The organism is Nonomuraea sp. NPDC052265 (assembly GCF_044547985.1).
Classification (GTDB): Bacteria; Actinomycetota; Actinomycetes; order Streptosporangiales; family Streptosporangiaceae; genus Nonomuraea.
In genome coordinates this window covers 89967-114369 of sequence record NZ_JBIUBJ010000019.1, presented here as the reverse complement: position 1 = coordinate 114369, position 24403 = coordinate 89967, and the positions used below count along the sequence as shown (strand labels likewise).

At 73.6% G+C, this 24403-nt stretch carries 23 protein-coding genes; 7 read left to right on the top strand and 16 right to left on the bottom strand.

Features of this window, described 5'->3' with window-relative positions; all coding sequences use genetic code 11:
* Positions 1-8 precede the first annotated feature (8 nt).
* From ACIHAD_RS38465 to ACIHAD_RS38440, 6 genes are all read right to left on the bottom strand, one after another.
* Positions 9-758: a glucose 1-dehydrogenase gene (locus ACIHAD_RS38465; RefSeq protein ID WP_397359677.1), complete on the bottom strand. Its 750-nt coding sequence runs from the start codon at positions 756-758 to the stop codon at positions 9-11.
* Complete coding sequence (locus ACIHAD_RS38460) at positions 745-2805, bottom strand: acetate--CoA ligase family protein (protein WP_397359676.1); 2061 nt, start codon at positions 2803-2805, stop codon at positions 745-747. The genes ACIHAD_RS38465 and ACIHAD_RS38460 overlap by 14 nt, the downstream gene beginning before the upstream one ends.
* Positions 2802-4316, bottom strand: coding sequence for a class I adenylate-forming enzyme family protein (locus tag ACIHAD_RS38455; RefSeq protein ID WP_397359675.1), 1515 nt, complete (start codon positions 4314-4316; stop codon positions 2802-2804). The genes ACIHAD_RS38460 and ACIHAD_RS38455 overlap by 4 nt, the downstream gene beginning before the upstream one ends.
* A 15-nt stretch (positions 4317-4331) precedes the next feature.
* Entirely contained in the window at positions 4332-4655 is a 324-nt protein-coding gene (locus tag ACIHAD_RS38450) for a VOC family protein (RefSeq protein ID WP_352319442.1), read from the bottom strand.
* A complete protein-coding gene (locus tag ACIHAD_RS38445) occupies positions 4652-5014 on the bottom strand; it encodes a Zn-ribbon domain-containing OB-fold protein (RefSeq protein WP_397359674.1) in 363 nt (120 codons plus the stop codon). Before ACIHAD_RS38445 ends, ACIHAD_RS38450 begins: the two co-directional genes overlap by 4 nt.
* 104 nt (positions 5015-5118) lie before the next feature.
* The gene (locus ACIHAD_RS38440) at positions 5119-6909 is read right to left on the bottom strand and encodes a protein kinase (protein ID WP_397359673.1); all 1791 of its coding nucleotides are present in this window, start codon (positions 6907-6909) and stop codon (positions 5119-5121) included.
* A gap of 178 nt (positions 6910-7087) precedes the next feature.
* Between ACIHAD_RS38440 and ACIHAD_RS38435 the strand changes: the two genes are divergently transcribed.
* Together ACIHAD_RS38435 and ACIHAD_RS38430 are read left to right on the top strand one after the other, a co-directional pair.
* Positions 7088-7678 carry an isochorismatase family cysteine hydrolase gene (locus ACIHAD_RS38435; protein WP_397359672.1) on the top strand — a complete coding sequence of 197 codons (591 nt, stop codon included), beginning with the start codon at positions 7088-7090 and terminating at the stop codon, positions 7676-7678.
* Positions 7678-8415 carry an SDR family NAD(P)-dependent oxidoreductase gene (locus tag ACIHAD_RS38430; protein WP_397359724.1) on the top strand — a complete coding sequence of 246 codons (738 nt, stop codon included), beginning with the start codon at positions 7678-7680 and terminating at the stop codon, positions 8413-8415. Before ACIHAD_RS38435 ends, ACIHAD_RS38430 begins: the two co-directional genes overlap by 1 nt.
* Positions 8416-8429: 14 nt before the next feature.
* Here ACIHAD_RS38430 and ACIHAD_RS38425 read toward each other — a convergent pair whose 3' ends face one another.
* The gene (locus ACIHAD_RS38425) at positions 8430-9656 is read right to left on the bottom strand and encodes a serine hydrolase domain-containing protein (protein WP_397359671.1); all 1227 of its coding nucleotides are present in this window, start codon (positions 9654-9656) and stop codon (positions 8430-8432) included.
* A gap of 29 nt (positions 9657-9685) precedes the next feature.
* Here ACIHAD_RS38425 and ACIHAD_RS38420 point away from each other — a divergent pair, with 29 nt between their 5' ends.
* Positions 9686-10594 (top strand): cyclase family protein, encoded by a 909-nt coding sequence (locus ACIHAD_RS38420; protein WP_397359670.1) that lies wholly within the window; start codon positions 9686-9688, stop codon positions 10592-10594.
* 10 nt (positions 10595-10604) lie between these two features.
* On the opposite strand, the gene ACIHAD_RS38415 is transcribed toward ACIHAD_RS38420, so the two are convergent.
* On the bottom strand, positions 10605-11738 hold the full coding sequence (locus ACIHAD_RS38415) for a cytochrome P450 (protein ID WP_397359669.1): 1134 nt from the start codon (positions 11736-11738) through the stop codon (positions 10605-10607).
* A 98-nt stretch (positions 11739-11836) separates the two neighbouring features.
* Between ACIHAD_RS38415 and ACIHAD_RS38410 the strand changes: the two genes are divergently transcribed.
* Positions 11837-12427: a TetR/AcrR family transcriptional regulator gene (locus tag ACIHAD_RS38410; protein WP_397359667.1), complete on the top strand. Its 591-nt coding sequence runs from the start codon at positions 11837-11839 to the stop codon at positions 12425-12427.
* Positions 12428-12463: 36 nt separating this feature from the next.
* Here ACIHAD_RS38410 and ACIHAD_RS38405 read toward each other — a convergent pair whose 3' ends face one another.
* From ACIHAD_RS38405 to ACIHAD_RS38395, 3 genes are read right to left on the bottom strand one after another with little or no spacing between them, the layout of a single operon-like run.
* The gene (locus ACIHAD_RS38405) at positions 12464-13951 is read right to left on the bottom strand and encodes an AMP-binding protein (RefSeq protein WP_397359666.1); all 1488 of its coding nucleotides are present in this window, start codon (positions 13949-13951) and stop codon (positions 12464-12466) included.
* A 2-nt stretch (positions 13952-13953) separates the two neighbouring features.
* The gene (locus tag ACIHAD_RS38400; RefSeq protein WP_397359665.1) at positions 13954-15021 is read right to left on the bottom strand and encodes an LLM class flavin-dependent oxidoreductase; all 1068 of its coding nucleotides are present in this window, start codon (positions 15019-15021) and stop codon (positions 13954-13956) included.
* Between the two features lie 46 nt (positions 15022-15067).
* Positions 15068-16231 carry an MFS transporter gene (locus ACIHAD_RS38395; protein ID WP_397359664.1) on the bottom strand — a complete coding sequence of 388 codons (1164 nt, stop codon included), beginning with the start codon at positions 16229-16231 and terminating at the stop codon, positions 15068-15070.
* A 72-nt stretch (positions 16232-16303) separates the two neighbouring features.
* On the opposite strand from ACIHAD_RS38395, the gene ACIHAD_RS38390 reads away from it, so the two are divergent.
* On the top strand, positions 16304-17305 hold the full coding sequence (locus ACIHAD_RS38390; protein WP_397359663.1) for an ROK family transcriptional regulator: 1002 nt from the start codon (positions 16304-16306) through the stop codon (positions 17303-17305).
* An 82-nt stretch (positions 17306-17387) separates the two neighbouring features.
* Here ACIHAD_RS38390 and ACIHAD_RS38385 read toward each other — a convergent pair whose 3' ends face one another.
* Entirely contained in the window at positions 17388-18818 is a 1431-nt protein-coding gene (locus ACIHAD_RS38385) for an ATP-binding protein (protein WP_397359662.1), read from the bottom strand.
* Positions 18815-20464, bottom strand: a complete 1650-nt coding sequence (locus ACIHAD_RS38380; RefSeq protein WP_397359661.1) for an FAD-dependent oxidoreductase — start codon at positions 20462-20464, stop codon at positions 18815-18817. Before ACIHAD_RS38380 ends, ACIHAD_RS38385 begins: the two co-directional genes overlap by 4 nt.
* Positions 20465-20548: 84 nt before the next feature.
* Here ACIHAD_RS38380 and ACIHAD_RS38375 point away from each other — a divergent pair, with 84 nt between their 5' ends.
* Positions 20549-21121 (top strand): TetR/AcrR family transcriptional regulator, encoded by a 573-nt coding sequence (locus ACIHAD_RS38375; protein WP_397359660.1) that lies wholly within the window; start codon positions 20549-20551, stop codon positions 21119-21121.
* Here the strand turns inward: ACIHAD_RS38375 and ACIHAD_RS38370 are convergent.
* Both ACIHAD_RS38370 and ACIHAD_RS38365 read right to left on the bottom strand, forming a co-directional pair.
* Entirely contained in the window at positions 21111-21872 is a 762-nt protein-coding gene (locus tag ACIHAD_RS38370; RefSeq protein ID WP_397359659.1) for an SDR family oxidoreductase, read from the bottom strand. The genes ACIHAD_RS38375 and ACIHAD_RS38370 overlap by 11 nt on opposite strands.
* Positions 21873-21896: 24 nt before the next feature.
* Positions 21897-22751 carry an RNA polymerase sigma-70 factor gene (locus ACIHAD_RS38365; RefSeq protein WP_397359723.1) on the bottom strand — a complete coding sequence of 285 codons (855 nt, stop codon included), beginning with the start codon at positions 22749-22751 and terminating at the stop codon, positions 21897-21899.
* Between the two features lie 123 nt (positions 22752-22874).
* Here ACIHAD_RS38365 and ACIHAD_RS38360 point away from each other — a divergent pair, with 123 nt between their 5' ends.
* Positions 22875-23762, top strand: a complete 888-nt coding sequence (locus ACIHAD_RS38360) for a hypothetical protein (RefSeq protein ID WP_397359658.1) — start codon at positions 22875-22877, stop codon at positions 23760-23762.
* Between the two features lie 3 nt (positions 23763-23765).
* On the opposite strand, the gene ACIHAD_RS38355 is transcribed toward ACIHAD_RS38360, so the two are convergent.
* Entirely contained in the window at positions 23766-24389 is a 624-nt protein-coding gene (locus ACIHAD_RS38355) for a MerR family transcriptional regulator (RefSeq protein ID WP_397359657.1), read from the bottom strand.
* Between the last annotated feature and the right edge of the window lie 14 nt (positions 24390-24403).

Genomic DNA, 24403 nt, shown 5'->3' with positions numbered 1-24403 from the left:
CCGGAGGTCTAGTAGCCCGCCCCCGTCAGCAGCCCCCCGTCGACGGTGAACTCGCTCCCCGTGCAGTAGCTGGCCCGGTCCGAGGCCAGGAACGCCACCACGTGCGAGACCTCCACCGGCTTGGCGAACCGCTTGATGACCATGGACTTCACGAACGCCTCCGCGTCCACCTCGGCCATCAGGTCCGGGTTCACCGCCATCGCCGTGTTGATCGCCCCGGGATGCACCGAGTTCACCCGGATCTTGAAGCGGGCCAGCTCCCGCGCGGCCGACTTGGTCAGCCCGCGCACCGCGAACTTCGACGCCGCGTACGCCGACAACCCCTCCGCCCCGACGAAGCCCTCGATCGAGGAGATGTTCACGATGGCGCCGCGCCCGGCCGCCTTCATGGGGTCGATCACCGACTTGACCCCCAGCCAGGTGCCCTTGAGGTTCACGTCGATCACCCGGTCGAAGTCCTCGGGCGCCATGTCCTGGATCCGGCCGTAGGTGAGGATGCCGGCGTTGTTCACCAGGACGTCGAGCCGGCCGTGCAGCTCGGTGGCCGTGTCCACGGCCCGCCGCCACTCGCCGGGGCTGCGCACGTCGTGCCGCACGTACGTGGCCCCGGTCTCGGCGGCCAGCGCCTTGCCCTCCTCCTCCAGCACGTCGCCGAAGACCACCCGCGCGCCCTCTTCGAGGAACAGGCGCACGTGCGACTCGCCCATGCCCCTGGCCCCGCCCGTGATCAGCGCGACCTTGCCGTCAAGCAGCCCCATGACTACCTCCTGCCGCGACGGCCGCCGCGGCCGCCTCCATGGAGCGGTAGACGGGGATGCCCGCCGCCGCCGCGATCCGCCGTACCTCGTCCGCCACGCCCGCGGGCGCGCACTCGCCGTTCCTGGTGACGAGCGTGATCCTGACGCACGGCAGCGCCTCCTGCGCGCCGGCCAGGGCCCGCGTGTAGGCGTACAGGGGCTCGGCCGCGTCGCCGTAGGTGAAGAAGCTCTGCACGTTCACGTGGGCGACCACGTCCGCGTACGGCTGCCGCCGTACCACCGCCTCGATCACCTCCGCCACCAGCGCCGGACGCCCGCGCGGCCCCACCGGCACCTCCAGCGGGTTGCCCGCGGCGGCCAGGCCGAGCCCGTCGAGCGCGCCGTCCGGCAGCGGGTCGAGCCGCACGCCCGCCCGGTCGAACGCGTCGGCCGCCAGCACCCCCGCGCCCCCGCTCGGCCCGATCACCAGCACCCGGTCGCCGTCCGTCACGCGGGAGCCGTGCGCCTGGAAGAAGGCCAGCACGCCGATCAGGTCGTCCTGGGAGGAGACCAGCGCCGTGCCCGTCTGGGCCGCGACCGCCGCCCACACCCGCAGGTCGCTCACCATGCCGCCGGTGTGCGAGAGCGCCGCCCGCTGCCCCTGCGAGCTGCGCCCGCCGACCAGCAGCGCCACCGGCAGCCCGGCCGCGCGCAACGCCTCGTGCAGCTCCCGGCCGCCGCGCGGGTCCTCCAGGTAGAGCCCGACGGCCCGGGTCTCGGGGTCGCGGGCCAGCCAGGACAGCAGCTCGGCGGGGGTCACGTCGGCCGCGTTCCCCACGGTGACGACCCGGCTGAACGCCAGCCCGCGCCGCTCCCCGACCTTGATCACCTCGCCCGCGAGCCCGCCGCTCTGCGAGATCAGCGCGACCGTCCCGGCCGGTCCGAGGCCGCCGCCGACGAACGTCTGCCGGCCGCGCGGGCAGTACACGCCCATGCAGTTGGGCCCGAGCAGCCGGGCGCCCGCCGCGCGGGCGGCCCCGGCCAGCGCGCGTTCCAGGTCCGCGCGTCCCGCCTCGCCGAACCCGCCGCTCATCACCTGCACGTACGGGATGCCCGACGCCTGCCGCACCACCTCGGCGCACCGCTCGGCGGGCACCGCCACCAGCGCGTAGTCCACGTCGGCGGCGGCCAGCGACGGCACCGCGGGCACCCCCGACACCTCGGCGGCCGACGGGTGCACGGCCACCAGCGGCACGCCGGCGGCCTGGTAGAAGTCGAGGAACATGTTCCCGAAGTTCGGCCTGCTCGCGGAGGCGCCGACGACGGCCACCGCGCGGGGCTCGAAGAGCGGCAGGAAGTCCGCGGGCTCGCGGGCGGCGGACGGGCGGGCCTCGCCGGGCAGGTACCGGGCGTCCACCGCGGTCACGCCGGAAGGGGTGGCGATGACCGGGTTCAGCTCGAACTCGCCCAGTTCCAGCCGTTCCCACAGCCCGCCGGGGCCGCCGACCGTCATGAGCAGCTTGACCACGGCGTCCACGTCCACGGGGGGCCGGCCGCGGTGGCCGTGCAGGAGCGCCGAGCCGCGCAGCTCGTCCAGCATGAGCCGGGCGTCCCGCTCGGAGATCGGGCAGAGCCGCAGCGCGGTGTCGCGCATGGCCTCCGTCCAGATGCCGCCCAGCCCGGCCAGCAGCACCGGGCCGAACCCCGGATCGCCGACCAGCCCGACGATCAGCTCCACCCCGGCGGGCGCCTGCTCCTCGACCAGGAACCCCTCCACGTCGAGCCGGGAGCGCATCTCCTCGGCCGCCGCCGCGAGGCCGTCCGCCCGCAGGCCGAGCCGTACGGCCCCCGCCTCCGACTTGTGCACCAGCCCGGGCCCGAACGCCTTCAGCACCAGCGGCCCGGCCAGTTCCCCGGCCGCCGTGAAGTCCAGGTCGCGCACCACGACCCCGCGCGGCACCGGCACCCCGGCCGCCGCGACCAGCGCCTTGACCTCGTGCTCGCGGGGGCTCTCCCGGCCCTCGTGCTCGCGGGGGCTCTCCCGGCCCTCGTGCTCCTGGGCGCTCACCCGAGCAGGTGCCCGTGCTGCTCGCGGATCCGGCGGCGCAGCAGCTTGCCGGGGCCGCCGGAGGCGTCCTGCGAGTGCGGCAGCTCGCCGGTCACCACGATGTGGTCGGGCCTCTGGTGCGGGGGCAGCGTGTCGGCCAGGGCGAGCGACAGCTTGGCGGCGTCCAGCGACTGCCCGGCGCGCGGCACGACCGCCAGCAGCACCCGCTGCTCGGCCGCCCCCTCGGGGACGCCCACCGCGCCGGCCTCGGCCACGCCGTCCAGGGCCGAGACTGCCTCCTCGATCGTGGCGGGCTGCGTCCACTGGCCGTGCTTGAGTATCGAGTCCTCGCGGCGGCCGAGGACGCGCAGCACGCCGTCGGCCGACAGCGTCCCGAGGTCGCCGCCCACGTACCAGTCGCCGCGCAGGACGCCCTGGTCGTCCGTCCCGTCGTAGCCGGCCATGCGGTGCGGCCCGGCCAGGTTGATCTCGCCGACCTCGCCGGTCACGGCGGCGCCGGACGGATCGGTGATCCGTACGGCGTTGCCCGTGCGCGCCCGGCCGGAGGAGCCGAGCGGCGTCGAGCCGTCGTCCACCCGGCCCATGCACGTGTACGGCGCCTCGGTCTGCCCGTAGTAGGAGTAGACCCCGGCCCCGGGCAGCCTGGTCTTGATCCGGTCCAGCATGGTCGCGGTCAGCGGCTCGCCGCCCAGCATGATCACCTGGATCGACGACAGGTCCACCCCCTCGTGCTCGGACGACCCCAGCAGGGCCGCGTAGAACGACGGGATCTGCGACACGTGCGTGACCCGCTCGCGCGGCACCACGCGCAGGAAGTTCGCCGGTCCCCAATCCTGCTCCAGCACCAGGCGCATGCCCGCGTACAGGGCCGGGCCGACGATCGCGGGGAAGCCGATGCCCCAGATGATCGCGCCGGTGCCGAACACCGAGTCGGGGCCGCGCGGCACGTCCAGCCAGATCTGGGCGGTCGCCAGGGAGGAGGCGTGGGTGTGCACGACGGCCTTGGGCAGGCCGGTCGTGCCCGAGGTGTAGTAGAGGGCCAGCGGGTCGTCGTGGAAGCCGGCCGGCGGCGGTTCCTCCTCCGGGCCGCCGGCCAGCTCCTCGGCCTCGATCCAGGTGGTGACCTCGGGGAGGGAGTCCCTGATCTCCTCGACGACCCGGGCGACCGTGGGGTCGTACACGAAGGCCGTGCACCCGGAGGCGGCCACCACCGCCCGCAGCGTCTCGACCGGCCAGTACGGGTTGAGCGCCGCCGTCACCGCTCCGATCTTGGCCTGGGCGAGGTAGACCTCGGCGACCAGCAGCGTCTCGTTGAGCAGCGCCGCCACCCGCTGCCCCGGGGTGATCCCGGCCCCGAGCAGGGCGTTCGCGCGGCGGTTGACGGCCCGGTTCAGCTCGTCGTAGGTGAGGCTCCGCTCGCCGCAGTACGTCAGCGCCACCCGGTCGGGCGTGCGCAGCGCTCCCGCGGTCAGGATCGCGTGGCCGTAGTTGCCGTAGGGTGATCGCGCCATGGGGGTGCCTCCAGGTCAGAGGGGCGAGTAGAGCACGAACGTGTTTCCTGAGGGGTCGCGCAGCACGGCCCGCCTCTCGTGCGGCCCGTCCTCGGGCGCGCGCACCACCTCGGCCCCGCGCGCCGCCATCTCGCGCACCGTGACCGCCACGTCGTCCACCTTGTACGACGGCGCCGCCGACGCGGTGACGTGTTCGGCGGGCCCGGCCAGCGCCACGGTGACGCCGCCGCCGTCCAGTGCGGCGAACCGGTCGCCGTCCCTGAACTTCACCGGCAGGCCGTAGAAGGCGATCGCCTCGTCCAGGTCGGCGACGGGGATGAGCACGTTGCCGAGCTTCACACTGGCCTCCAATGCGGCAGATCGTCCACGAACGTCACCCGCACCGGCATCCCGACGCGGACCTCCTCCGGCGCGCACCCCACGACGTGCCCGAACGCGCGCACCCCCTCGTCCAGGTCCACCCACGCCGGCACGTACGGCTCCCGTCCCCGGTAGCCGGGCGCGAACGACCGGTGCACGACGGTGAACGTGTGCACCGTCCCCGTGCCCTTGGCGGGTTCGGCGGCCAGCTCGCCGCCGCCGCACGCCGGGCACGACGGCTCGGGCGGGCAGCCGCGGCGGCCGCAGGACACGCAGCGCTGGATCACCAGCTCGCCACGCGCCCCCGCGGCGCCGGTGGGGGAGGTGTCACCGCTCATCGCTGCCAAGCTAGCGCACGCTTGGTTGACGGACAAGGGCCCGCCGCCGCCAGGCCGGTCGCCCCGGCCCGCAGCTCGTGCCGCTGTCCGTGCCCCGCCCGCTCCTACTCGCCGGGCACCAGCCCGCCCTCCCCCGAGGGGACGCCCGTCGAGGGCGGGAGGGCCGCCTCCGTGGCAGGCCCGACGGCCGGGGACGGCGGTCCCGGCGTGGGGTGCGCGACGGGCTCCCCGCTGGCCGGGGACGTCGAGGTCGACGGGGTGTGGGACGGCGTGGCCGGGCCGGAGCGGGTCGGGGACGGGGTGGGGCAGGCGGGCCCGTCCACGGCGACCTCGCTCACCTGGGGCCCGTTGACCGCCGCCGGCTCGGTCATGACGATGATCCCGAGGTAGGCCCGCACCCCGCAGCCCACGTTCCCGGGCTCGTGCCGGACCCCGCTGGTGTAGGCGGTGCTGCCGCGCAGTGTGAGGGTCTCCTGCCGCACGGTGGCGACCGGCCCGTCGCCGAGCCGCCGCGTGTACGCGATCTGCAGCCGCACCGGCCCCGTGCCGTCCGCGGACACCCTGATCGCGCCCGTCGAACCGCTCCACCGGGTGATGCTCGCCTCCCGCACGGCGGGCGGCGGCAGGGCGCTCCCGCTCTGCGCCTGCGTCGGCACCGGTGGCGGCGCGGCACCGGTCGGGACCGGCGGCGGGCCGGCGGAGACCGGCGGCCCGCCGGTGGAGGCGGGCGGGGGCGCGCTGCCGCGGGCCGTGGCGGGCGCGCTCCTCCGGGGCGTCGGCGTGTGGGCGTCGACCGGCGCCGGGTCCAGCTCGGCCGACGGCTTCGGCTGCGGCATCAGGATCGTGCCCGCCCCGGGCGACAACCGTCCTCCGGAGATGACGAGGGCGATCGCCACGGCGACGACCGTCGCGCCCGCCACCCACAGGTGCGGCGGCAGCGCGGGCAGCCGGACCGCCCGCCCCCGGACCTTGGCCGGGGCCCGCGTCTCCTGCTCGGTCCGGGCCGCCAGCGGGAAGCGCAGCGCGAGCAGCGTGGCCAGCTCGGCGAGCCGGCGGCGGCCCCGCTGCTCCCAGCCGGGCCCGTAGCCCGCGACGGCGTCCTCCTCCAGCTCGGCCGCGAACTGCCGGGCCGAGGCGTACCTGAGCGCCGGGTCCTTCGCCAGCCCGCGCCTGAGCAGGTCGCGCAGGGCGTCCGGGACCACCTCCAGCGGCACCGGCTCCATCAGGTGCAGGTCACGCAGCGCCGCGACGTCCTGCTCGCCGTCGTGTCCACCGTCCGGGCCCCCCTTGTACGCCCGGTAAGGCGGCCGCCCCTTGACCGCCTCGAACAACACGCAGGCCGCCGCGTACAGGTCGGCCGGCGGCCCGGCCCGTCCCTGCGTCCACAACTCCGGCGACATGTACGCCGGGCTCCCCGCCGGCACCCCCGGCTCCTCGGCGTGCACGACCACGCCGAAGTCGGCGAGCTTGCTCGTGCCGTCCGCCTGGACCAGGACGTTCTCCGGCTTGACGTCCCGGTGCGGCACGCCCTTCTCGTGCGCGGCGGCCAGGGCGGCCAGGATGCCCTTGAGCAGCACGAGGGCCGCCTCCGGGGCCGTCCGGCCGTGCTCGGCCAGCAGCGTGCGCAGCGAGACGCCGTCCACCAGTTCCATGACGACGGCGGCCCGGTCCGGGGTCTCGACGTACTCGTAGAGGCGGACCACGTTGGAGTCGTCGATCTCGACGAGCTGATGGCTGTCGGTCCTGAAGCGGTCCATGAACTCGGGGTCCCTGCGCAGGGTGGCGTTCAGGTATTTGATCGCGACGTAGGCGCCGGTGGACTGGTAGGTGGCGAGGAACACGCGGCCGGTACGGCCCGCGCCGAGCTGGCGAACTTCACGGTAACCAGGGACCAAGTCCAACCCCCATCAGGCATGCCGTCGTGCATTCGACGGTCTCACCCGGGGTGTGGGTTGTCACGTCTGGAGAAATTTCCCCGTTTGTGGTGAAAAGTGACGCCCAGTGAGGCGAGGGGGGCGGTGTTATGCTGAGGCGAACCCAAGCAAGCGCTCGGCTAAATGATGGAGGCTGCGGGTGGAGCGGTCGGCCGTGCTGGTGATGGAGATGCAGCGGGGTGTCGTCGGCGATCTCACGAAATTCCCGGAACTCGTGGCGGCCTGTGCCCGCCACGACGTCGTGCCCAACGCCGCCCGCGTCCTGCGCACGGCCAGAACGGCCGGCCTCCCGGTGATCCACTGCACGGCCGCCTTCCGGCCGGACCGGGCGGGCTCGCACACCGGCAACTGCCCGTTCATCGTCTCCCTGCTCAAGGACCCCGCGCACATGCTGGAGGGCACGGCCGCCGTGGAGGTGCTGCCCGAGCTGCGCGAGGACGGCGACCTGGAGAGCCGGCGGCACCACGGGTTCTCGCCGTTCACCGGCACCTCGCTGGACATGACGCTGCGCTCCCTGGGCGTCTCGTCCGTGGTGGCGATGGGGGTCTCGGTCAACCTGGGCATCCCCGGGCTGGCGCTGGAGGCGGTCAACCTGGGCTACCGGGTGACGGTGGTGAAGGACGCGGTGGCCGGCATCCCCGAGGACTACGCGAAGGCCGTCCTGCGGAACACGATCGGCCTGCTGGCCACCCGCGCGGCCGCGGCCGACCTGGTGGAGGCGTGGACGTAGTGGACGGCCTGCGCCTGGACGGCCGCGTCGCCGTCGTCACCGGGGGAGCGGGCGCGATCGGCACGGCCGTCGCGACCGACCTCGCCGCGCTCGGCGCCCGCGTCATCGTCGCCGACGTGGACCTGGAGGGCGCCCGCCGGACGGCCGGCGCCCTGGCCGGGGCGCGGGCGCTGGCCGTGGACCTGGCCTCGCCCGCCTCCGTCGAGGCGTTCTGCGCCGAGGCGGGGCCCGTGGACGTGCTCGTGCACAACGCCGGGGTGTCGGTCGTGGAGCCGTTCACGGCGAGCGACCCGGCGGACTGGGACCTCATGTGGCAGGTCAACCTGCGTGGCCCGATGCTCATGACCAAGCTGCTCCTGCCCGGCATGACGGCCGGGGGCTGGGGGCGGCTGGTGTTCGTCTCCTCCGACGGGGCCAGGGCCGGGTCGGGCGGCGAGGGGGCGTACGCGGCGACCAAGGCGGGCCTGTTCGGCCTGGCCAAGACGCTCGCCCGCGAGGCCGCCAGGGGCGGGGTGACCTCGAACGTGGTCTGCCCCGGGCCGACCGACACGCCGATGCTCCGGCGGGTGTCCGAGGCCGAGCCGGGGCTCGTGGACAAGATCGCCAGAGGGATCCCGCTGCGGCGGCTGGGCACGCCCGCCGACGTGTCGGGGCTGATCGCGTACCTGTGCACCGACCGCGCCGCCTACATCACCGGCCAGACGCTGTCGGTGAGCGGCGGCGTGACCATGCAGTGAAGCGCGCCGTGGGGTCACAGGGAGCGGTACACGGCCTCGATCAGGCGCAGGCCGCGCAGGTTGCCGGTGAGGCTGTCGGCCATCCGGTTCATCACGTACCCGAAGGCCAGGCCGCGGCCGGGGTCGCCCACGCCGAGCGAGCCGCCCATGCCCGAGTGGCCGAACGCCGTCCCCGACGGCATGGGGAACGTGAACGACGGGCGCATGTAGCCGAGCCCGAACGCGGTGTCCATGAACAGCACGCGGTCGGGGCCGCTGACGCGGGGGCGCAAGGCGTCCTGGAGGGTCGCGGAGGTCAGGAGGTCGCCGCCGACCAGCGCGCGGTAGAACCCGGCCAGGCCCTTGGCGGTGGTGACGACCCCGGCGGCGGGCCAGCCGGCGCGCAGGATCACCGGGTTGTTCGCGCCGCCTTCGAGCAGGCGGATGGCCGGGTTGCCGAGCGCCCGGTTCATCAGGCTGCCGGGATCGAGCGCCGCCCGGGTCATCTCGCCCAGCAGATCCCGCCCCCCGCCCGCGGCCCCGCCGGCTCCGGGCACGGTCCCTCCGGCACCCGGCGCGGAAGCCTCGGAGGCGGGCGCGGAGGCGGGTGCGGGGGTCTCGGGGGAGGGGCGGGGGCGGGTGGGGGCCTTGAGGCGGGCGGCGCGGGGGATGACGTCGTCGGGGGCCCCGACCCAGAGGTCCAGCCCCAGCGGCCCGGCGATCTCCGCCGCCACCAGCTCGCCCACCGACTTCCCGGTGACCCGCCGCACCACCTCCCCGACCAGGAAGCCGTACGTCAGCGCGTGATAGCCGTGCGCCGTCCCCGGCTCCCACAGCGGCCTCTGGCCGGCGAGCCGGGCCGCGATGGCCGGGTGGTCCTCGAACTCCTCCACCGGCACCGGCGTCTCGATCACCGGCAGCCCGCAGGAGTGCGTCAGCACGTGCTCGACCGTGACCGCCTCCTTGCCCCCGGCGACGAACTCCGGCCACACGTCCGCGACGGGCGCGCTCACGTCCACCAGCCCGCGTTCGGCGAGCCGCAGCAGCACGGTGGCCGTGATCGCCTTTGTGCACGAGTACGCGAAGGCCGGGGTGCCGGCCTCCCAGGCCCGTCCCGTGTGCCGGTCGGCGACCCCGGCCCACAGGTCCACGACCAGCTCGCCGTCGAGATGGACGGCCACCGCCGCGCCCAGCTCCTCGCCCTCGGCGAAGTTCCGCTCGAACGCCTCGCGCACGCGGGAGAACCGGGGATCGCAGTACATCAGACCTCCGCAAGAAAGGAAGCGCTTACTTGGTGCACGAGCCTAACAACTGGGGACGATTCGGCCCAGACGATCAGCGCGGAACCCTCAACCTGCTGACCCCCGCCCTCGTCCTGGAGGCCCTGCGCAGCGCCGTCACGGGCGAGGTGCTGAGCCTGGCCATGCCGATCAGGGGCGCCACCTCCTCGGCCGCCCCCACCACCGTCCCCCACCTGCGGGGCCGTCCGCTGCCGCAGCACTTCATGTCCGTGGACGGCGGCGACTACGCCGCGGGCGCCCGCCCCGTCGGAGACGGCCTGTGCGTGGCCGACGACGCCCTGCTGGTGACCCACCACGGCACCACCACCCACATGGACGCGCTGTGCCACATGTGGACCGGCGACCGGCTCTACAACGGCCACCCGGCCGCCCGGGTCCGCTCCTACGGCGCCACCAGGTGCGGGATCGAGCACGTGGGCGGCGTGGTGGCCAGGGGCGTGCTGTTCGACGTGCCCCGGCGCCTCGGGCTCGACCACCTGCCGGCCGGCTTCCGGATCCCCGCCGGGCTGCTCCAGGAGATCGCCACGCCGCGCCCCGGGGACGTCGCGGTGGTCCGTACGGGCTGGCCGCTGGTCTGGGAGCGGTCGCGCGAGGAGTACTGGGCGGGGCAGCCGGGACTGTCGGCGGAGGCGGGCGCCTGGCTGGCCGCCCGGGACGTGTCGGCGGTGGCCTGCGACAACGCGGCGATCGGCGGCCTGAACGACCGGCAGCTCGCCGACGAGTGCGCCGCCGACGACCTGCACCTCATCCTGCTCCACCGGCACGGCGTCCACCTGGTCGAGATGCTCTGGCTCGAAGAGCTGGCCGCGGCCGGACGGACGGAGTTCGTGTTCGTGGCCGCGCCGCTGCGCATCGAAGGAGGCACCGGCAGCCCGATCACCCCGCTCGCCGTCCTGTGAGCCGACCGGGTCACCAGGTGACGGGGAGGCTCCGGACGCCGTACACCGAGGCGTCGTGCTTGACCGGCACCTCGGTCGCCGGCACGGCCGGTCTCAGGCCCGGGAAGCGATCGAACAGCGCCCGGTAGCCGATGCGCAGCTCGATCCTGGCGAGCTGCTGGCCGAGGCACTGGTGCACGCCGTACCCGAAGGCCAGGTGGCGGCGTGCCTCCGGACGGTCCGGGATCAGCCGGTCGGGGTCGGCGTACACGGCCGGGTCGCGGTTGATCACGGGCAGGGACAGGGCCACGGTCTCACCCGCCCTGACCGTCACGCCCGCCACCTCCACGTCCTCCAGGGCGGCTCTGGACGGCGCGCCGAGATGCAGGATCGACAACCACCGCAGCAGCTCCTCGACCACGCCCTCCTCGTACGGGCGCCCGTGCTCCAGCAGCGCGAACACCCCCAGCGCCAGCATGTTCGCCGTGGTCTCGTGGCCCGCCACCAGCAGGATGACCGCGAGTCCGGCGAGCTCGTCGTCGCCGAGCTCGCCGGTCAGGTCGCCGATCAGGCCGCCGTCCGGCTCCAGGCGCCTGCGGCGGGCCAGCTCGCGCAGGTAGCCGACCAGTTCGGCCAGCGCCCCCGCGCCGTCCGCGCCGAAGGTGACCAGCCGGGCGCTGAGCTCCTGGAACAGGCCGTGATCGGCGTACGGGACGCCGAGCAGCTCGCAGATGACCAGCGACGGGATCGGCAGCGCGTACGCCGTCACGAGGTCGGCCGGCGGCCCGGCGGCGGCCATGGCGTCGAGGTGGTCGGCGGCGATGCGCTCGATCCGCGGTTCGAGCAGGCGCATCCTGCGCAGCGTGAACCGGCCGGTGAGCAGCCGGCGGTAGCGGGTGTGCTCCGGGGGGTCCATGGCCGCGAAGAAGCCCGGTGGCGCGGGCGTGCCGATCCCGGCGGGATTCGGGTGCACGGCCTGGTGCTTGAGCTCCTGCCGGGCGCTGAAGCGGGGATCGCCCAGCACCGCGCGGGCGGCCTCGGCCGTGGTGGCCAGCCAGCCGAGATGGCCGTCGGCGAACTCCAGACGGCTCATCGCCGGAAGCCCCGCCAGCCCGGCCGGGGGATCGAAGGGACATTCCGCCGGACGTTCGATGGGAAGTCGCATAATTGTGAGAGTAGACTCTCAAATGAGAGTTGTATAGCAATATCCATCGGTCTCCGACGAGTGGACGATCGGGACGCCGGCCCGGAGAATGCCGTGACATGAGCGAACGACCCGCCCAGGGCCTGCGCGAGCGGAAGAAGGCCAGAACCCGCGCCCTGATCCAGAAGGAGGCGCTGCGCCTGTTCCGTGAGCAGGGCTACGCGGCGACGACCGTCGAGCAGGTCGCCGAGGCGGCGGAGGTCGCGCCCAGCACCGTCTTCCGTTATTTCCCGACGAAGGAGGACCTGGTGCTGCTCGACCAGTTCCCGCCCTTCGTCGAGGCGCTCAGGGCCGTGCCCGCCGAGGTCGGGCCCGTCCAGGCCGTACGCGCGGCCATGCGGGCGGTCACGGACGCCCAGACGCCGCAGGAGATCGCCGACGGCATGGAACGGGAGAAGCTCATGCTCACCGTCCCCGAGTTGTGGGCGGCCAGCCTGGAGAACGTCACCGGCGTGCTCAGGACGCTGCGGGAGGAGCTCGCGGCGCGCCAGGGCCGGGACGCGGGCGACCCGGAGATCAGGAACGTCACGGGGGCCGTCACGGGCGTGATGGTGGCCCTGTGGTTCGAGTGGGTCCGGAACCCGGCCATGGACGGCCCCGCCGAGCTGGACAAGGCGCTCGCGCACCTGGAGGCCGGGCTCCCGGTGTAGCCCGGCCCGCTTCGGCAGGCCGGGCTCCGGCGCGGGTCAGGCGCCGGGGTAGTTGCCGCCGCCGTACGCGGCGTCGAGGGCGTCGTAGTCGGGGGTGAAGCCCTGCTTGGGGATGGCGTCGGCGAACACCACCGCCCTGGGCCTCTTGTACGCCGCCAGCTCACCCCTGACGTGCGCGACCAGGTCCTCCTGGGTGGCGGCGGCGTCCGGCTTGAGCACCACGACCGCCTTGACCGCCTGGTGCCAGTCGGGGTCGGGCACGCCGATCACCGCCGCGTCGGCGACGGCCGGATGGGTCCTGAGCGCGCGCTCGACCTCGGCGGGGTAGATGTTCTCGGCGCCGGACTTGATCATGCGGAGCCGGGGGCCGATGAAGGTGATGGTGCCGTCGGGCTCGCGGCGGCCGAGGTCGCCGGTGTGATGCCAACCAAACCGCGACTTCGCCGCATTTAAGTCGGGCCGGGCGAAATATCCGGAAAAGAGGGTCTTGCCCCTCGCGCAGATCTCGCCCGCCTCGCCCACCGGCACCTCCACGCCCTCCGGATCCAGGATGCGCACCTGGACCAGCGGCGACGGCCGTCCCGCGAACCCCGCGCCGCCCTCGGCCAGCCCGAGGAAGGTGAGCATGCCGCCCACCTCGGTCTGCCCGTACCCGCCCATCTTCGAGCGGCACCAGGGCGAGTCGTCCACGGTGATCATGTCGTCCCACTCGGCGGAGTGGGCCACGAAACGCAGCGAGGACAGGTCGTACTTGCCGCCCGCGTTCGCCGCCGCGACCGCGTCGATCATCGGCCCGAACAGGAACGCCTGCGTCACCCGCTCGGCGTCGACCAGCCGGCAGACCTCCTCGGCGTCAAAGGCGGGCGTGAACACGTTCGTGCCGCCGATCTGGAGGGTGGCCAGGCAGAACATCATCGTCCCGACGTGGAAGAGCGGCCCGTCGTTGAGGAAGGTGAACCCCGGCTCCATCTGGCGTACGACGAGCAGCGTGGCGCTGTGGGCGACCAGGGCGGCGCTGCTGAGCAGGGCGGCGCCCGGCCGGCCCCCGAAGGCGGCGGTGTAGAGGGCGAGTACCGGTTCGGCGTCGTCCACCTGCGGGAACTCCCGCGGCGAGCCCCCCGCGACCAGCTCCTCGTACGCCTCGCCCGCGCGCACCCACGTGGCCGCGTCCGCCAGCTCGGCGGCCGGGTCGGAGTGCTCCCAGACGACGACCCTGGGCGCCAGGTCGGACAGGACGAAACGCAGCTCGTCCGCGGACTGCCGCCAGTTGGCCGGGCAGAGCACCGCGCCCAGGCGGGAGCAGGCCAGCAGCAGCTCCAGCACGGCGTGCGAGTTCTGGCCGAGCCACATCACCCGGTCCCCGGCGGCCACGCCGCGCCCGGCCAGGGCGTCGGCCAGCCGCGTGACGCGGTCGTCCAGCTCGGGGTAGGTGAGCCGCACGTCCCCGTCCACCACGGCGGTGACCTGAGGGCGGCTGCGGGCGTGGTCGGCCAGGACGTCGGACAGCGTCAGACTGTGGATCATCGTCATCCTCCTGCGGGGGCGAAGGCCGGCATGACCTCGGCGGCGAAGAAGCGCATGACCCGCTTCATGTCCTCCAGCGGCATGGGCCTGGTGCTGCCGAAGTCGCACAGGAGGTCGGTGAAGCCGGCGTCCCTGAGCAGCGAGACCTGCTCGATCACCCGGGCGGGGTCGCCGATGACCTCAAGCTGCTCCCAGCGGAAGTCCGGCGAGACCGAGCCGCCCTTGAGGTAACGGTCCTGGTAGTACTCGAAGCCCTGGGCGGCCTTGCCGGTCCGCGGGTCGATGGGGGCGCTGCGCTCGTTGAAGATGCGCGAGCGGTCGAAGGAGGCCTCGAACCTGGCCTGGTCCTCCCGGGCCCGCTCCAGCGTGGGGGCGACGTACACGCTGCGGGCCACCACCAGGTCCGCGCCCGCCGGGTGGCCGGCCCGCGCGGCCGTCTCCCGCCAGGTCTCGGCCGCCTTGACGACCTTGCGGAACGTCGCGGCGGGGTCGGCCAGGACGGGCAGGCCGCGCTCGGCGTACATGGTGACGGTCTCGGGGGAGACGGCGGCGACGTGCAGCGGCGGGTGGGGCGACTGCAGCGGGCGGGGCGCGAGCGAGACCTCGGCGCCGGTCCGGTAGAACTTCCCCTCGTGCCGGTACGACTCCCGCGTCCACAGCCCGAGGATCACCTCCAGCGCCTCGTTGAACCGGTCGCGCGCCTCGGCCAGGTCGATCCCGAAGCCCTCGAACTCGAAGCTCTGGTACCCCCGGCCGATCCCCAGGTCGAGCCGCCCGCCGGAGAGCACGTCCACCTGCGCGGCCTCCTCGGCCACGTGGATCGGGTTGTGCAGCGGCAGCACGACGATGCCGGTGCCGAGCCTGATCCGGGAGGTGCGGGCGGCGGCGTGGGCGAGCATGGTGAACAGGTTGGGCGCCACGCCGTAGTCGCGGAAGTGGTGCTCGGCCAGCCGTACCCCGTCGAAGCCCAGCTCCTCGGCCAGCTCGATGAGCTCCAGATGGTAGTCGTAGACGTCCTTGAAGCTCTGCCCGTCGAAGCGGTGGAAGAGGTGGAAGGTCGAGAACTTCATGCGGCGGCCTCTCCGTATCTAAACCAAGCGCTCGCTTGGGAGCGTATCACGCCGATTGCCGCTCCTGGGCCACCTCGGCGGCGGCCGGGCGCGGCCGCAGCACCGGCGCCAGCACCGTGAGCGCCACCAGCACCCCCGTGATCAGCGTGAACGCCGCCGGGTACGACACGCTGTCGGCCACCCAGCCGGTCACCGCCGGCGCGGTCAGCCCCGACAGGTACGTGATCGTCGCGACCCCGGCGACCCCCTCGCCCGGTGTGGGCCCCGCGTTCCCCGCCGCCGCGAACACCAGCGGCACGATGACCGCGACCCCCAGCCCGACCAGCGCGAACCCGGCGACGCCCAGCGCGGGCGTACGGGCCAGGACCACCAGCACACCGCCCGCGACCGCGACGATCCCGCCCGCCCGGACCGCCCGCACGGGGCCGGTCAGGCGCACCACCCGGTCGCCCGCCAGCCGGGCCCCGGCCATGCAGAGCATGAAGATCGTGTAGCCGGCGGCGGCGACCCCCGGCCCGGCGTCGGCGACGTTGGTCAGGTAGACCGCGGCCCAGTTGGAGCTGGCGCCCTCGGCGAACGTGCCGCAGAAGCCGACCACGCCGATGGCCGCGATGGCGCGCGAGGGCAGGGCGAAGCGGCGCGGCGCGGGTGCGCCGGCGGCCTGCGGCCCGTCGGGCAGCAGCCCACGCCCGGCGATCCCGCCCAGGACCACCAGGACGGCGGCGACGGTTCCGAGGTGCAGGCGGGCGTCGATGCCCACGTGCGCGGCCAGGGTGCCGAGGCCGCCGGCCGCCAGGCTGCCGACGGCCCACATGCCGTGCAGGCCCGAGATGACGGGCTTCTTGAGGTGGCGTTCGAGGGTGACGCCGTGGGCGTTCATGACGACGTCGCACATGCCCGCCGACGCGCCGTACAGCAGGAAGATGGCGAACAGCCATGCGGGCGCGGGGGCGAAGGCGGGCAGCGCGAGGCCGCCGCACCACAGTGTGAGCAGCACCCGCGTGGTGGCCCGGCTGCCGAACCGGTGGGCCAGGCGACTGGCCAGCGGCATCGCGGCGAAGGCCCCGATCGAGGGGCAGAGCAGCGCGAACCCGAGCATGCCGGCGCTCAGGTGGACGTGCTCCTGGAGCCAGGGGATGCGGGTGGCGAAGCTGCCGGCGACGGCGCCGTGGGCGGCGAAGACGGCCGCGATGGCGCGATGAGGGCTCATGTCGGGAAAACTATCAGGCAACCTTCCTGATGAAAAGACTATCAGGCAGCCTTCCTGACTATTATGGGCGGCGTGAAGACCGCGACCCCGTCCATGGCCCGTGCGATCAACGACCGGCTCGCCCTCGACCTGCTGCTGGAGCACGGTCCGCTGACCGCTCCGCAGTTGCGCGAGCTGACCGGGCTGTCCAGGCCCACCGTCTCCGACCTGATCGAACGGCTCAAGGGCGGCGGTCTCATCGAGGAGGCCGGCGAGCGCGGCGAGGACCGGCGCGGCCCCAACGCCCGCCTCTACGCGCTGGTCGCCGGCCGGGCCCACGTCGCCGGGGTGGACCTGCGCCGCACGGCGATCAACGTCGCGGTCGCCGACCTGACCGGTCGCGTGGTCGGGTCGGCCGTCCGCGAGATCTCCGGTGACCTGGCCGTCCTCGTCGCGGCCACGGTCGCCGAGGCCGCCGCCGGCCGTCCGCTGGACAACGTGGTCATCGGCGCGCCCGGCCTGGTCAAGCCCAAGGACGGCGAGCTGACGGTGGCCAACGACGTGCCCGGATGGCGGCCCGGCCTGGTGACCGGCGTGCGCGAGCGGCTGGGCGTGCCCGTCGTCCTGGAGAACGAGGTGAACCTGGCCGCCGTCGCCGAGCTGCGCACCGGCGCGGCCCAGGGCAGCGACGACTTCGTGCTGCTCTGGCTGGACGACGGCATCGGCGCCGCGGTCGTCCTCGGCGGACGGCTGCTGCGCGGCGCGTCCGGGGGCGCGGGCGAGATCGGCTTCCTCGACGTGGAGGGCACGCCGTTCTGCCTCCTGCTCCAGGCCACGACCCGGCCCGAGGAGTGGGCGCGCCGGGTCGCCAAGGGCGCCTTCGCCTTCGTCACCCTGCTCGACCCCGGCCTGGTGGTGCTCGGCGGGGCCAAGGGCCAGGAGGGCGGCGACGAGCTGGCCGGGCGGATCGCCGTACGGCTGCGCGAGCTGTCGCCCGCGCCCACCGAGGTCAGGGCCACCCGGGTCGAGGGCAACGCCGTGCTGGAAGGGGCCGTGCTGACGGCCCTCGACACGGCACGGGACAACGTCTGGTGACCCGCGCCGCGCCGGAAGACCCGGCTCAGAGGGCCGGGTCTCAGCGTGCCCGGCTCAGCGTGCCCGGCTCAGCGTGCCCGGCTCACTGGGTGGCGACGGGCTCGCGCAGCGGCAGGCGCACCTCGAACCAGGTCTCGCTCGGCACCGAGCGCACCTTGAGCTCGCCGCCGTGCCGTCCGGCCACGATCCGGTAGGAGATGTCCAGCCCGAGCCCGGTGCCCTCGCCCACGCTCTTGGTGGTGAAGAACGGCTCGAAGATCCGGTCCTTGATCGCGTCGGGCACGCCGGGGCCGGTGTCGCCGATCTCGACGATCGCCTCGTCCTCGTCGTGGGCCGTGCGGACGGTCAGCGTGCCCTCCTCGCCCATGGCGTCGAGCGCGTTGTGGATCAGGTTCGTCCACACCTGGTTGAGCTCGCCGGCGTAGCACGGGATGAGCGGCAGCGTGCGGTCGTAGTCGGTGACCACGCTGACGCCCGGCGGGATCTTGCCGCGGAAGATGGCGATCGTGCTGTCGAGCAGGTCGTGCACGTCGATCATCTGGAACGGCGCCCGGTCCATCTGCGAGTACTGCTTGGCCGAGCGGATCAGCGTGGTGATGCGCTCGGTGGCCTCGGTCACCTCGTTCAGCATCTGGGAGATCTCGATGGCCTCGGCCAGCCAGTGGAGGGCGGCCGGGGTGTGCTCCTCGCCCACCTTGCCACGGATCTTCTGCAGGTACTCGGCGGTGAAACCGGCGTTGACCAGCGCGGGGGCCAGCTCCCACGCGTCCTCGACGCCGACGTCCTCCAGCGCATCGGCCAGCTCGTCCTCGGCGTCGGAGATCTCCAGCGGCGAGCGCTGCGGCTGGTTGCCCAGGTTGCTCGTGCACGCCTCCTGGGCCTCGATCAGGGTGCGCAGCTTCTCCGGCGGGATGCCGTCCTCGGCGAGCTGGGCGAGCTGGATGCGGGAGGCCTTGATCAGCGAGCGCAGCTCGCTCACCGCGCGCACGGCCGCCGCCGCCGGGTTGTTCAGCTCGTGCGTGAGCCCGGCCGTGATCGTGCCGAGCGCGGTCAGCCGCTGCCGCCGGTCGATGATCTCCCGCTGCATGCGCCCGCCCGACATCATGCCGTCGAGCAGGTGCATCGCCATCGGGAACCACTCGGCCACGATGTAGGCGAACTTCTTGGCCGGCAGCAGGAAGATCCGCGAGGGCGCGGTCGCGCGCAGCGTGTGCTGGTAGGTCTCCGGCGCCCGGTCGCCCAGGTACGCCGAGGTGGCGCCGCCGTAGACGCCGGGCTGGGAGGCGCGCGGCATGGCGACGGTCCCGGCGCTGACCGTCTCGTTGATCATCTGCACCTCGCCCTCCAGCAGCACGGCGAAGCACTCGGCCGGCTCGCCCTGCCGGACGATGTCCTCGTCCTGGGCGTACGAGCGCACCCGGCCGCTGGCGGCCAGCTTGGCGAGCTGCTCGTCGGTCAGCCGCTCGAACAGGAAGAGTTTGCGCAGTTCGTCGATGTCGACGGTGTCGGTCATTGCTTCTCCAGATAACGATGCACCAGCGCGACGGCCATCGCGCCCTCACCGACGGCGGAGGCCACCCTCTTGATCGACTCGGCCCGTACGTCGCCCGCGGCGAACACGCCCGGCACGTTGGTCTCCAGGTAGTAGGGCTCGCGGCGCAGCGTCCAATTGCGCGGACGCCTGCCGCCCTGCACCAGGTCGGGCCCGGTCAGCACGAACCCCTTCGCGTCCCGCTCGACCGTCTCGCCCAGCCAGGACGTGTACGGCTCGGCCCCGATGAACACGAACAGGTACTGGGCGTCGACCGTGCGCTCCTCGCCCTTGGTCGACAGCGTGAGCCGTTCGAGGTGGTCGTCACCGGCGCCGCCGACGACCTCGGTCAGGAGGCTGACCTCGATGTTGTCGATCGCGTTGATCTGCTCGATGAGGTAGTGGGACATGGATCTCTCCAAACCATCACTCCTCACCAACAAATGGACCTTGCTCGCGAATCCCGCCAGGTAAACGGCCGCCTGCCCGGCCGAGTTGGCCGCGCCGACGATGTAGACCTCGTTGTCCTTGCACGAGGGCGCCTCGGTCAGCGCGGCGCCGTAGAAGACGCCCCTGCCGACGAACTCGTCCAGGCCGGGCGCCTCCAGCCGCCGGTAGGTGACGCCGGTGGCCAGGATCACCGCGTGGGCGGCGATCTCCCCGCCGTCCTTGAACCCGATCACCCGCGCCTGCCCGCGCGGCTCCAGATGGGTGACCTTGCGCGCGCTCAGCAGCTCGGCCCCGAACTTCAGCGCCTGCCTGCGCGCCCGGTCGGCGAGCTGCTGCCCGGACACGCCGTCGGGGAAGCCCAGGTAGTTCTCGATCCTGGAGCTCTGGCCCGCCTGACCGCCCGAGGAGTGCGCCTCGACCAGCACCGTGTTCAGCCCCTCCGACGCGCCGTAGACCGCCGCGCCGAGGCCCGCGGGCCCGCCGCCGACCACGATCAGGTCGTAGAAGTCGGTGGCCGGGGTGGTGGACAGCCCGACGGCGGTGGCCAGCGTCGCCTGGTCGGGGGACTCCAGCGTGGTGCCGTCCTCGGTGACGACCAGCGGCAGGTGGCAGCCCTCGCCGGCGGCCTTCACGAGCTGCGCGCCCTCGGGGTCCTCGGCCAGCATCCACTGGTAGGGGACGTGGTTGCGGGCCAGGAAGTCCCGCACCTGGTACGAGCGCGCCGACCAGCGGTCGCCCACCACGCGCAACTCCGGACGCGCCGTCCGGTCGGTCCGCATCCAGGCGTCGAGCTGGCCGTCGATCACCGGGTAGAACTTCTCGTCCGGCGGGTCCCACGGCTTGAGGAGGTAATGGTCGAGGTCGACCACGTTGATCGCCTGGATCGCGGCGTCGGTGTCGGCATAGGCGGTCAGCAACACCCGGCGCGCGTACGGATACATGTCCATGGCGGCCTCGAGGAACTGCACGCCGTTCATCTGCGGCATCCGGTAGTCGGCCAGGATCGCCGCCACCTCGTCGCCGCGCAGCCGCATCTCCTTGACCGCCTCGATGCCGTCGCGGGCCGTCTCGGCGCGGACAATCCTGTACTCATGGCCGTACCGGCGCCTGAGGTCACGCGCCACCGCCCGCGACACCCCCGGGTCGTCGTCAACCGTCACGATGACCGGCTTGTCCATTCCCCTACCTTCTCCCCAATGGTCTCTAAGGGAAGGATGTCATGCACGCGTGGGTTGGTGAGCACTCGCTCATATCATGGGCGGATGAGCACCCGCGAGCGCATCCTCGACGCCGCCGAGCAGGCCATTCGGGAGTTCGGCATCTCGGGCGCGACGACCAGGCGCATCGCCCAGGCGGCCGGCTGCTCCGAGGCTCTGCTCTACAAGCACTTCGCCGGCAAGGAGCAGATCTTCCTCGCGGTCCTGCTCGAACGGCTGCCCGCGCTCGCCCCCGCGCTGGCCCGGCTGCGGCTGAGCACGGGGGAGGGCGACCTGGCGGCCAACCTCACCCGGTTCGCCGTGGCGGCGCTGGAGTTCTACACCGAGGCCGCCACCATCGCCTCCGGCATGCTGGCCGACCCCTCGCTGCTGGCCCGGTTCAGGCACATGCTCGCCACCACGAACACCGGCCCCCACCTGCCGATCCGCTCGCTGGCCGAGATCCTTGAGGCCGAACGGGCCGCGGGCCGCGCCGACCCGGGCCTCGACCCCGGCGCGGCGGCCGCCCTGCTGATGGGCGCCTGCTTCCACCGCGCCAACCTGTCCTACTTCGTCGACCCGGCCGACAAGGACGAGGAGTGGGCGGCGGGCGTCGTCGCCACCCTGCTCAGGCGATGACCCGGCTGGCGCCGCCGTCGACCAGCATCGAGATCCCGTTCACGTACGAGGCCCGCTCGCTGGCCAGGAACGCGATCACGTCCCCGACCTCCTCGGCCTGCCCGACGCGCCCGACGGGCACGGCCCGGCCGCGCGCCTCGACCACGTCGTCGCCGCCCGACACGCCGCGCAGGCGTTCGGTGTCGATCGCCCCCGGCAGCACGTTGTTGACCAGCACGCCGTCGCCGCCCGCCTCGCGGGCCAGCGTGCGCACGATCCCGGCGACGGCCGGGCGCATGGCGTTGGACAGCGCCAGCCCGTCGATCGCCTCGCGGACGGACGAGCTGGTGACGGTGACGATCCGGCCCCAGCCGCGCGAGCGCATCTCGGGCAGCACCGCCCGGATCAGCCGGACGGTGCCGAGCAGGTTGCGCTGCACGGCGACGTCCCAGTCCTCGAGGTCCACCTCGTCGGAGCGGCCGGTGGGCGGGCCGCCCGCGTTGGCCACCAGGATGTCGACCGGGCCGAGCACGTCGCGCGTCTCGTCGGCCACGCGCTGAGCCGCCGCCGGGTCCTCCACGTCGGCCAGCACGGCGTGCACCACGCCACCGAACCGCTGCAGCTCCACCACCGCGTCCGCGAGCCGTTCGGGGTCGCGCGCGCTGACGCACACGTCGCAGCCCTCGCGGGCGAGGCTCGTGGCGGCGGCCAGGCCGATGCCCGCGCTGCCGCCGGTGACCAGGGCGACCTTGCCCGAGATGCCGAGATCCATAAGGCGACTATAGTGACGGGCCGATCAGCTCGGCCGCACCCGGGTCAGCTTGTCCGGGTTGAGCATGCCGTAGAGCCCCTGGATGCGGCCGTCGCGCACGTCGAGGGCGATGAGCTGGTCGTTCCCCGCCACGTGCGTCCACAGGGCGGGGCGGCCGTTGGCCTCGACGAGGTGCGCCCGGCTGAAGTCGTAGCGGGCCACCAGGCCGCCGATGAAGGCGCTCACCTTGCGCCGGCCCAGGATCGGCCGCAGGGCCGCCCTGACCTTGCCGCCGCCGTCGTTCCACATGACGACGTCCTCGTGCAGCAGCTCGGTCAGCGCGTCGAGGTCGCCGCCGCCGGCCGCCTCCATGAACTTCGTCAGCAGCCTGGCGTGGTCCTCGTTCGTCGGCGTGAACCGGTCACGGCCCTGCGACACCCGGACCGAGGCGCGGTGGTGCATCTGCCGGGCGTTGGCCACCGACGAGCCGACGATCTCGGCGATCTCGTCGTACGGCAGCTCGAACGCCTCCCTGAGCACGAACACCGCCCGCTCCGGCGGCGACAGCTTCTCCATCAGGTGCAGGGTCGCGTACGAGACGGTGTCGCGCAGCTCGGCCGTGTCCAGCGGCCCGGCCTGGCCCGTCGCGACCGGCTCGGGCAGCCACGGCCCCGTGTACGCCTCCCGCCGCACCCGGGCCGAGCGGAGCTGGTCGAGGGCCAGCCGCGAGACCACGGTCAGCAGGAACGCGCGCGGCTCCCTGATCCGGCTCCTGTCGGTGCCCTCCCACCGCAGCCAGGCCTCCTGCACGACGTCCTCGGCGTCCCACATGCTGCCGAGCAGACGGTAGGCCAGGCCCAGCAGCATCGGCCGGTATTCCTCGAAGTCCACGTCCGGCATCATGCCGTGTCATCCGGCAGGGCGGCCTGGCGGGGTCGCGGGAGGGTGGCCAGGCCCCGCAGCCCGTGCGGGCGCGTCCGGTACGTACAAGACCCGGAGCCGTCCGGTGGGCACGATGGCCTCATGAACGTGAATCTCCCGGCGGTCGCCGGCTTCATGGCCACGCACGCGCGGCTCCTGGACCGGCGCCGCTACCACTTCCTCATGGAGGAGACCGGCCCGGCCTCCGTGCTCGACGCCCTCGACGCCTACCGCAACCCCGACGGCGGCTACGGCTGGGGTCTGGAGCCCGACCTGCGCTCGCCGGAGAGCCAGCCGGGCGCGGCGCTGCACGCCTTCGAGGTGTTCGAGGAGATCGGCCCCGGCACCGCGCCGCAGGCCGTCGCGCTGTGCGACTGGCTGGGATCGGTGACGATGCCCGACGGCGGGCTGCCGTTCGCCCTTCCGCTCACCCTGGCCGAGGGCACCGCGCCCTGGTGGGCGGGCGCGGACCACGCCACCTCGTCGTTGCAGATCACGGCCGTCTCCGCGGCGGCGGCCCACGCCGTGGCCGCCCACGATCCCGCCGTGGCCGCGCACCCGTGGCTGGAGCGGGCCACCCGCTACTGCCTCGACGCGATCCAGGCGCTGGAGGAACGGCCGCACGCCTACGTGCTCTCCTTCGCCGTGCACTTCCTCGACGCCGTCCACCGGACGCGGCCCGAGGCGGCCGGGCTGCTCAAGCGGCTGGCGGCGCACATCCCCGACGACGGGCGGGTGCCCGTGGAGGGCGGCACCGCGCAGGAGCGGCTGAACCCGCTCGACTTCGCGCCCTACCCGGGGCGGCCGGCGCGCGAGCTGTTCGCGCCCGAGGTGATCGCCGCCGACCTCGACCGGCTGGCCGGGTCGCAGCGGGACGACGGCGGCTGGGCCGTGGACCACGCGGCGATCTCGCCCGCCGGCGCGCTCGAATGGCGGGGCGCGGCCACCGTACGGGCCGTCAGGATCCTGCGCGCCAACGGCGTGCTCTGACCGCTAGCGGAGGCCCACCCGGTGGGCCGACTCCGACTCCTGGGCCATGCGGCGCAGCGTGTCGAACGCCTTGCCGTACAGGACGGTGCCCAGCACCAGGGCCTCCACGGCGGCGTCGCGCGGCCCGTCGAAGGGGATGGTGGCCATCTCGACCTCGGTCACCAGCTTCCTGACGGCCTCGACGTACGGCGTGAGGTCGACGTGCAGGCCGAGCTGGCGCATGCGGACCAGCGTCTGGGCCAGCTCGTCGCGGGTGGGGGCGTCCTCGGTGACGGTCCAGCCGACCTCGTCGAGCAGCCGGTCCACCTCGGTCCGGGCGGCCCGCCACTCCTCGCTCTGCTCGGGCTCGACGGTCGGGCCGAGCGCGTAATGCGCTATTCCCAGCATGTGGTGCATGGGGAGCGTCTCGTCCTCGACGGCGGCGATGACCTGCTTGATGGCGGCCACGGGGAGCCTGCCCACCTCCAGGAGGGCCCGGATCAGGCGGAGCCTGCGCAGGTGGGACTCGTCGTACTCGGCGCGGGTCGCCGCGGTCTGCTCGCCTTGGTGCAGCATGCCCTCACGCAGGTAGTACTTGATCGTGGGGATGGCGACACCGGATCGGGCGCTCAGTTCTGAGATGCGCATCGTTAGATAATAGC

Excerpts from the sequence above, each read along its gene's own strand:
- ACIHAD_RS38385 (WP_397359662.1), bottom strand. The coding sequence starts at position 18,818 with ATGACCGACACCGTCGACATCGACGAACTGCGCAAACTCTTCCTGTTC.
- ACIHAD_RS38415 (WP_397359669.1), bottom strand. The coding sequence starts at position 11,738 with ATGCGACTTCCCATCGAACGTCCGGCGGAATGTCCCTTCGATCCCCCG.
- ACIHAD_RS38360 (WP_397359658.1), top strand. The coding sequence starts at position 22,875 with ATGAACGTGAATCTCCCGGCGGTCGCCGGCTTCATGGCCACGCACGCG.
- ACIHAD_RS38425 (WP_397359671.1), bottom strand. The coding sequence starts at position 9,656 with ATGTACTGCGATCCCCGGTTCTCCCGCGTGCGCGAGGCGTTCGAGCGG.
- ACIHAD_RS38370 (WP_397359659.1), bottom strand. The coding sequence starts at position 21,872 with ATGGATCTCGGCATCTCGGGCAAGGTCGCCCTGGTCACCGGCGGCAGC.
- ACIHAD_RS38375 (WP_397359660.1), top strand. The coding sequence starts at position 20,549 with ATGAGCACCCGCGAGCGCATCCTCGACGCCGCCGAGCAGGCCATTCGG.
- ACIHAD_RS38455 (WP_397359675.1), bottom strand. The coding sequence starts at position 4,316 with ATGGCGCGATCACCCTACGGCAACTACGGCCACGCGATCCTGACCGCG.
- ACIHAD_RS38445 (WP_397359674.1), bottom strand. The coding sequence starts at position 5,014 with ATGAGCGGTGACACCTCCCCCACCGGCGCCGCGGGGGCGCGTGGCGAG.
- ACIHAD_RS38365 (WP_397359723.1), bottom strand. The coding sequence starts at position 22,751 with ATGCCGGACGTGGACTTCGAGGAATACCGGCCGATGCTGCTGGGCCTG.
- ACIHAD_RS38465 (WP_397359677.1), bottom strand. The coding sequence starts at position 758 with ATGGGGCTGCTTGACGGCAAGGTCGCGCTGATCACGGGCGGGGCCAGG.
- ACIHAD_RS38410 (WP_397359667.1), top strand. The coding sequence starts at position 11,837 with ATGAGCGAACGACCCGCCCAGGGCCTGCGCGAGCGGAAGAAGGCCAGA.
- ACIHAD_RS38400 (WP_397359665.1), bottom strand. The coding sequence starts at position 15,021 with ATGAAGTTCTCGACCTTCCACCTCTTCCACCGCTTCGACGGGCAGAGC.
- ACIHAD_RS38395 (WP_397359664.1), bottom strand. The coding sequence starts at position 16,231 with ATGAGCCCTCATCGCGCCATCGCGGCCGTCTTCGCCGCCCACGGCGCC.
- ACIHAD_RS38405 (WP_397359666.1), bottom strand. The coding sequence starts at position 13,951 with ATGATCCACAGTCTGACGCTGTCCGACGTCCTGGCCGACCACGCCCGC.
- ACIHAD_RS38380 (WP_397359661.1), bottom strand. The coding sequence starts at position 20,464 with ATGGACAAGCCGGTCATCGTGACGGTTGACGACGACCCGGGGGTGTCG.
- ACIHAD_RS38355 (WP_397359657.1), bottom strand. The coding sequence starts at position 24,389 with ATGCGCATCTCAGAACTGAGCGCCCGATCCGGTGTCGCCATCCCCACG.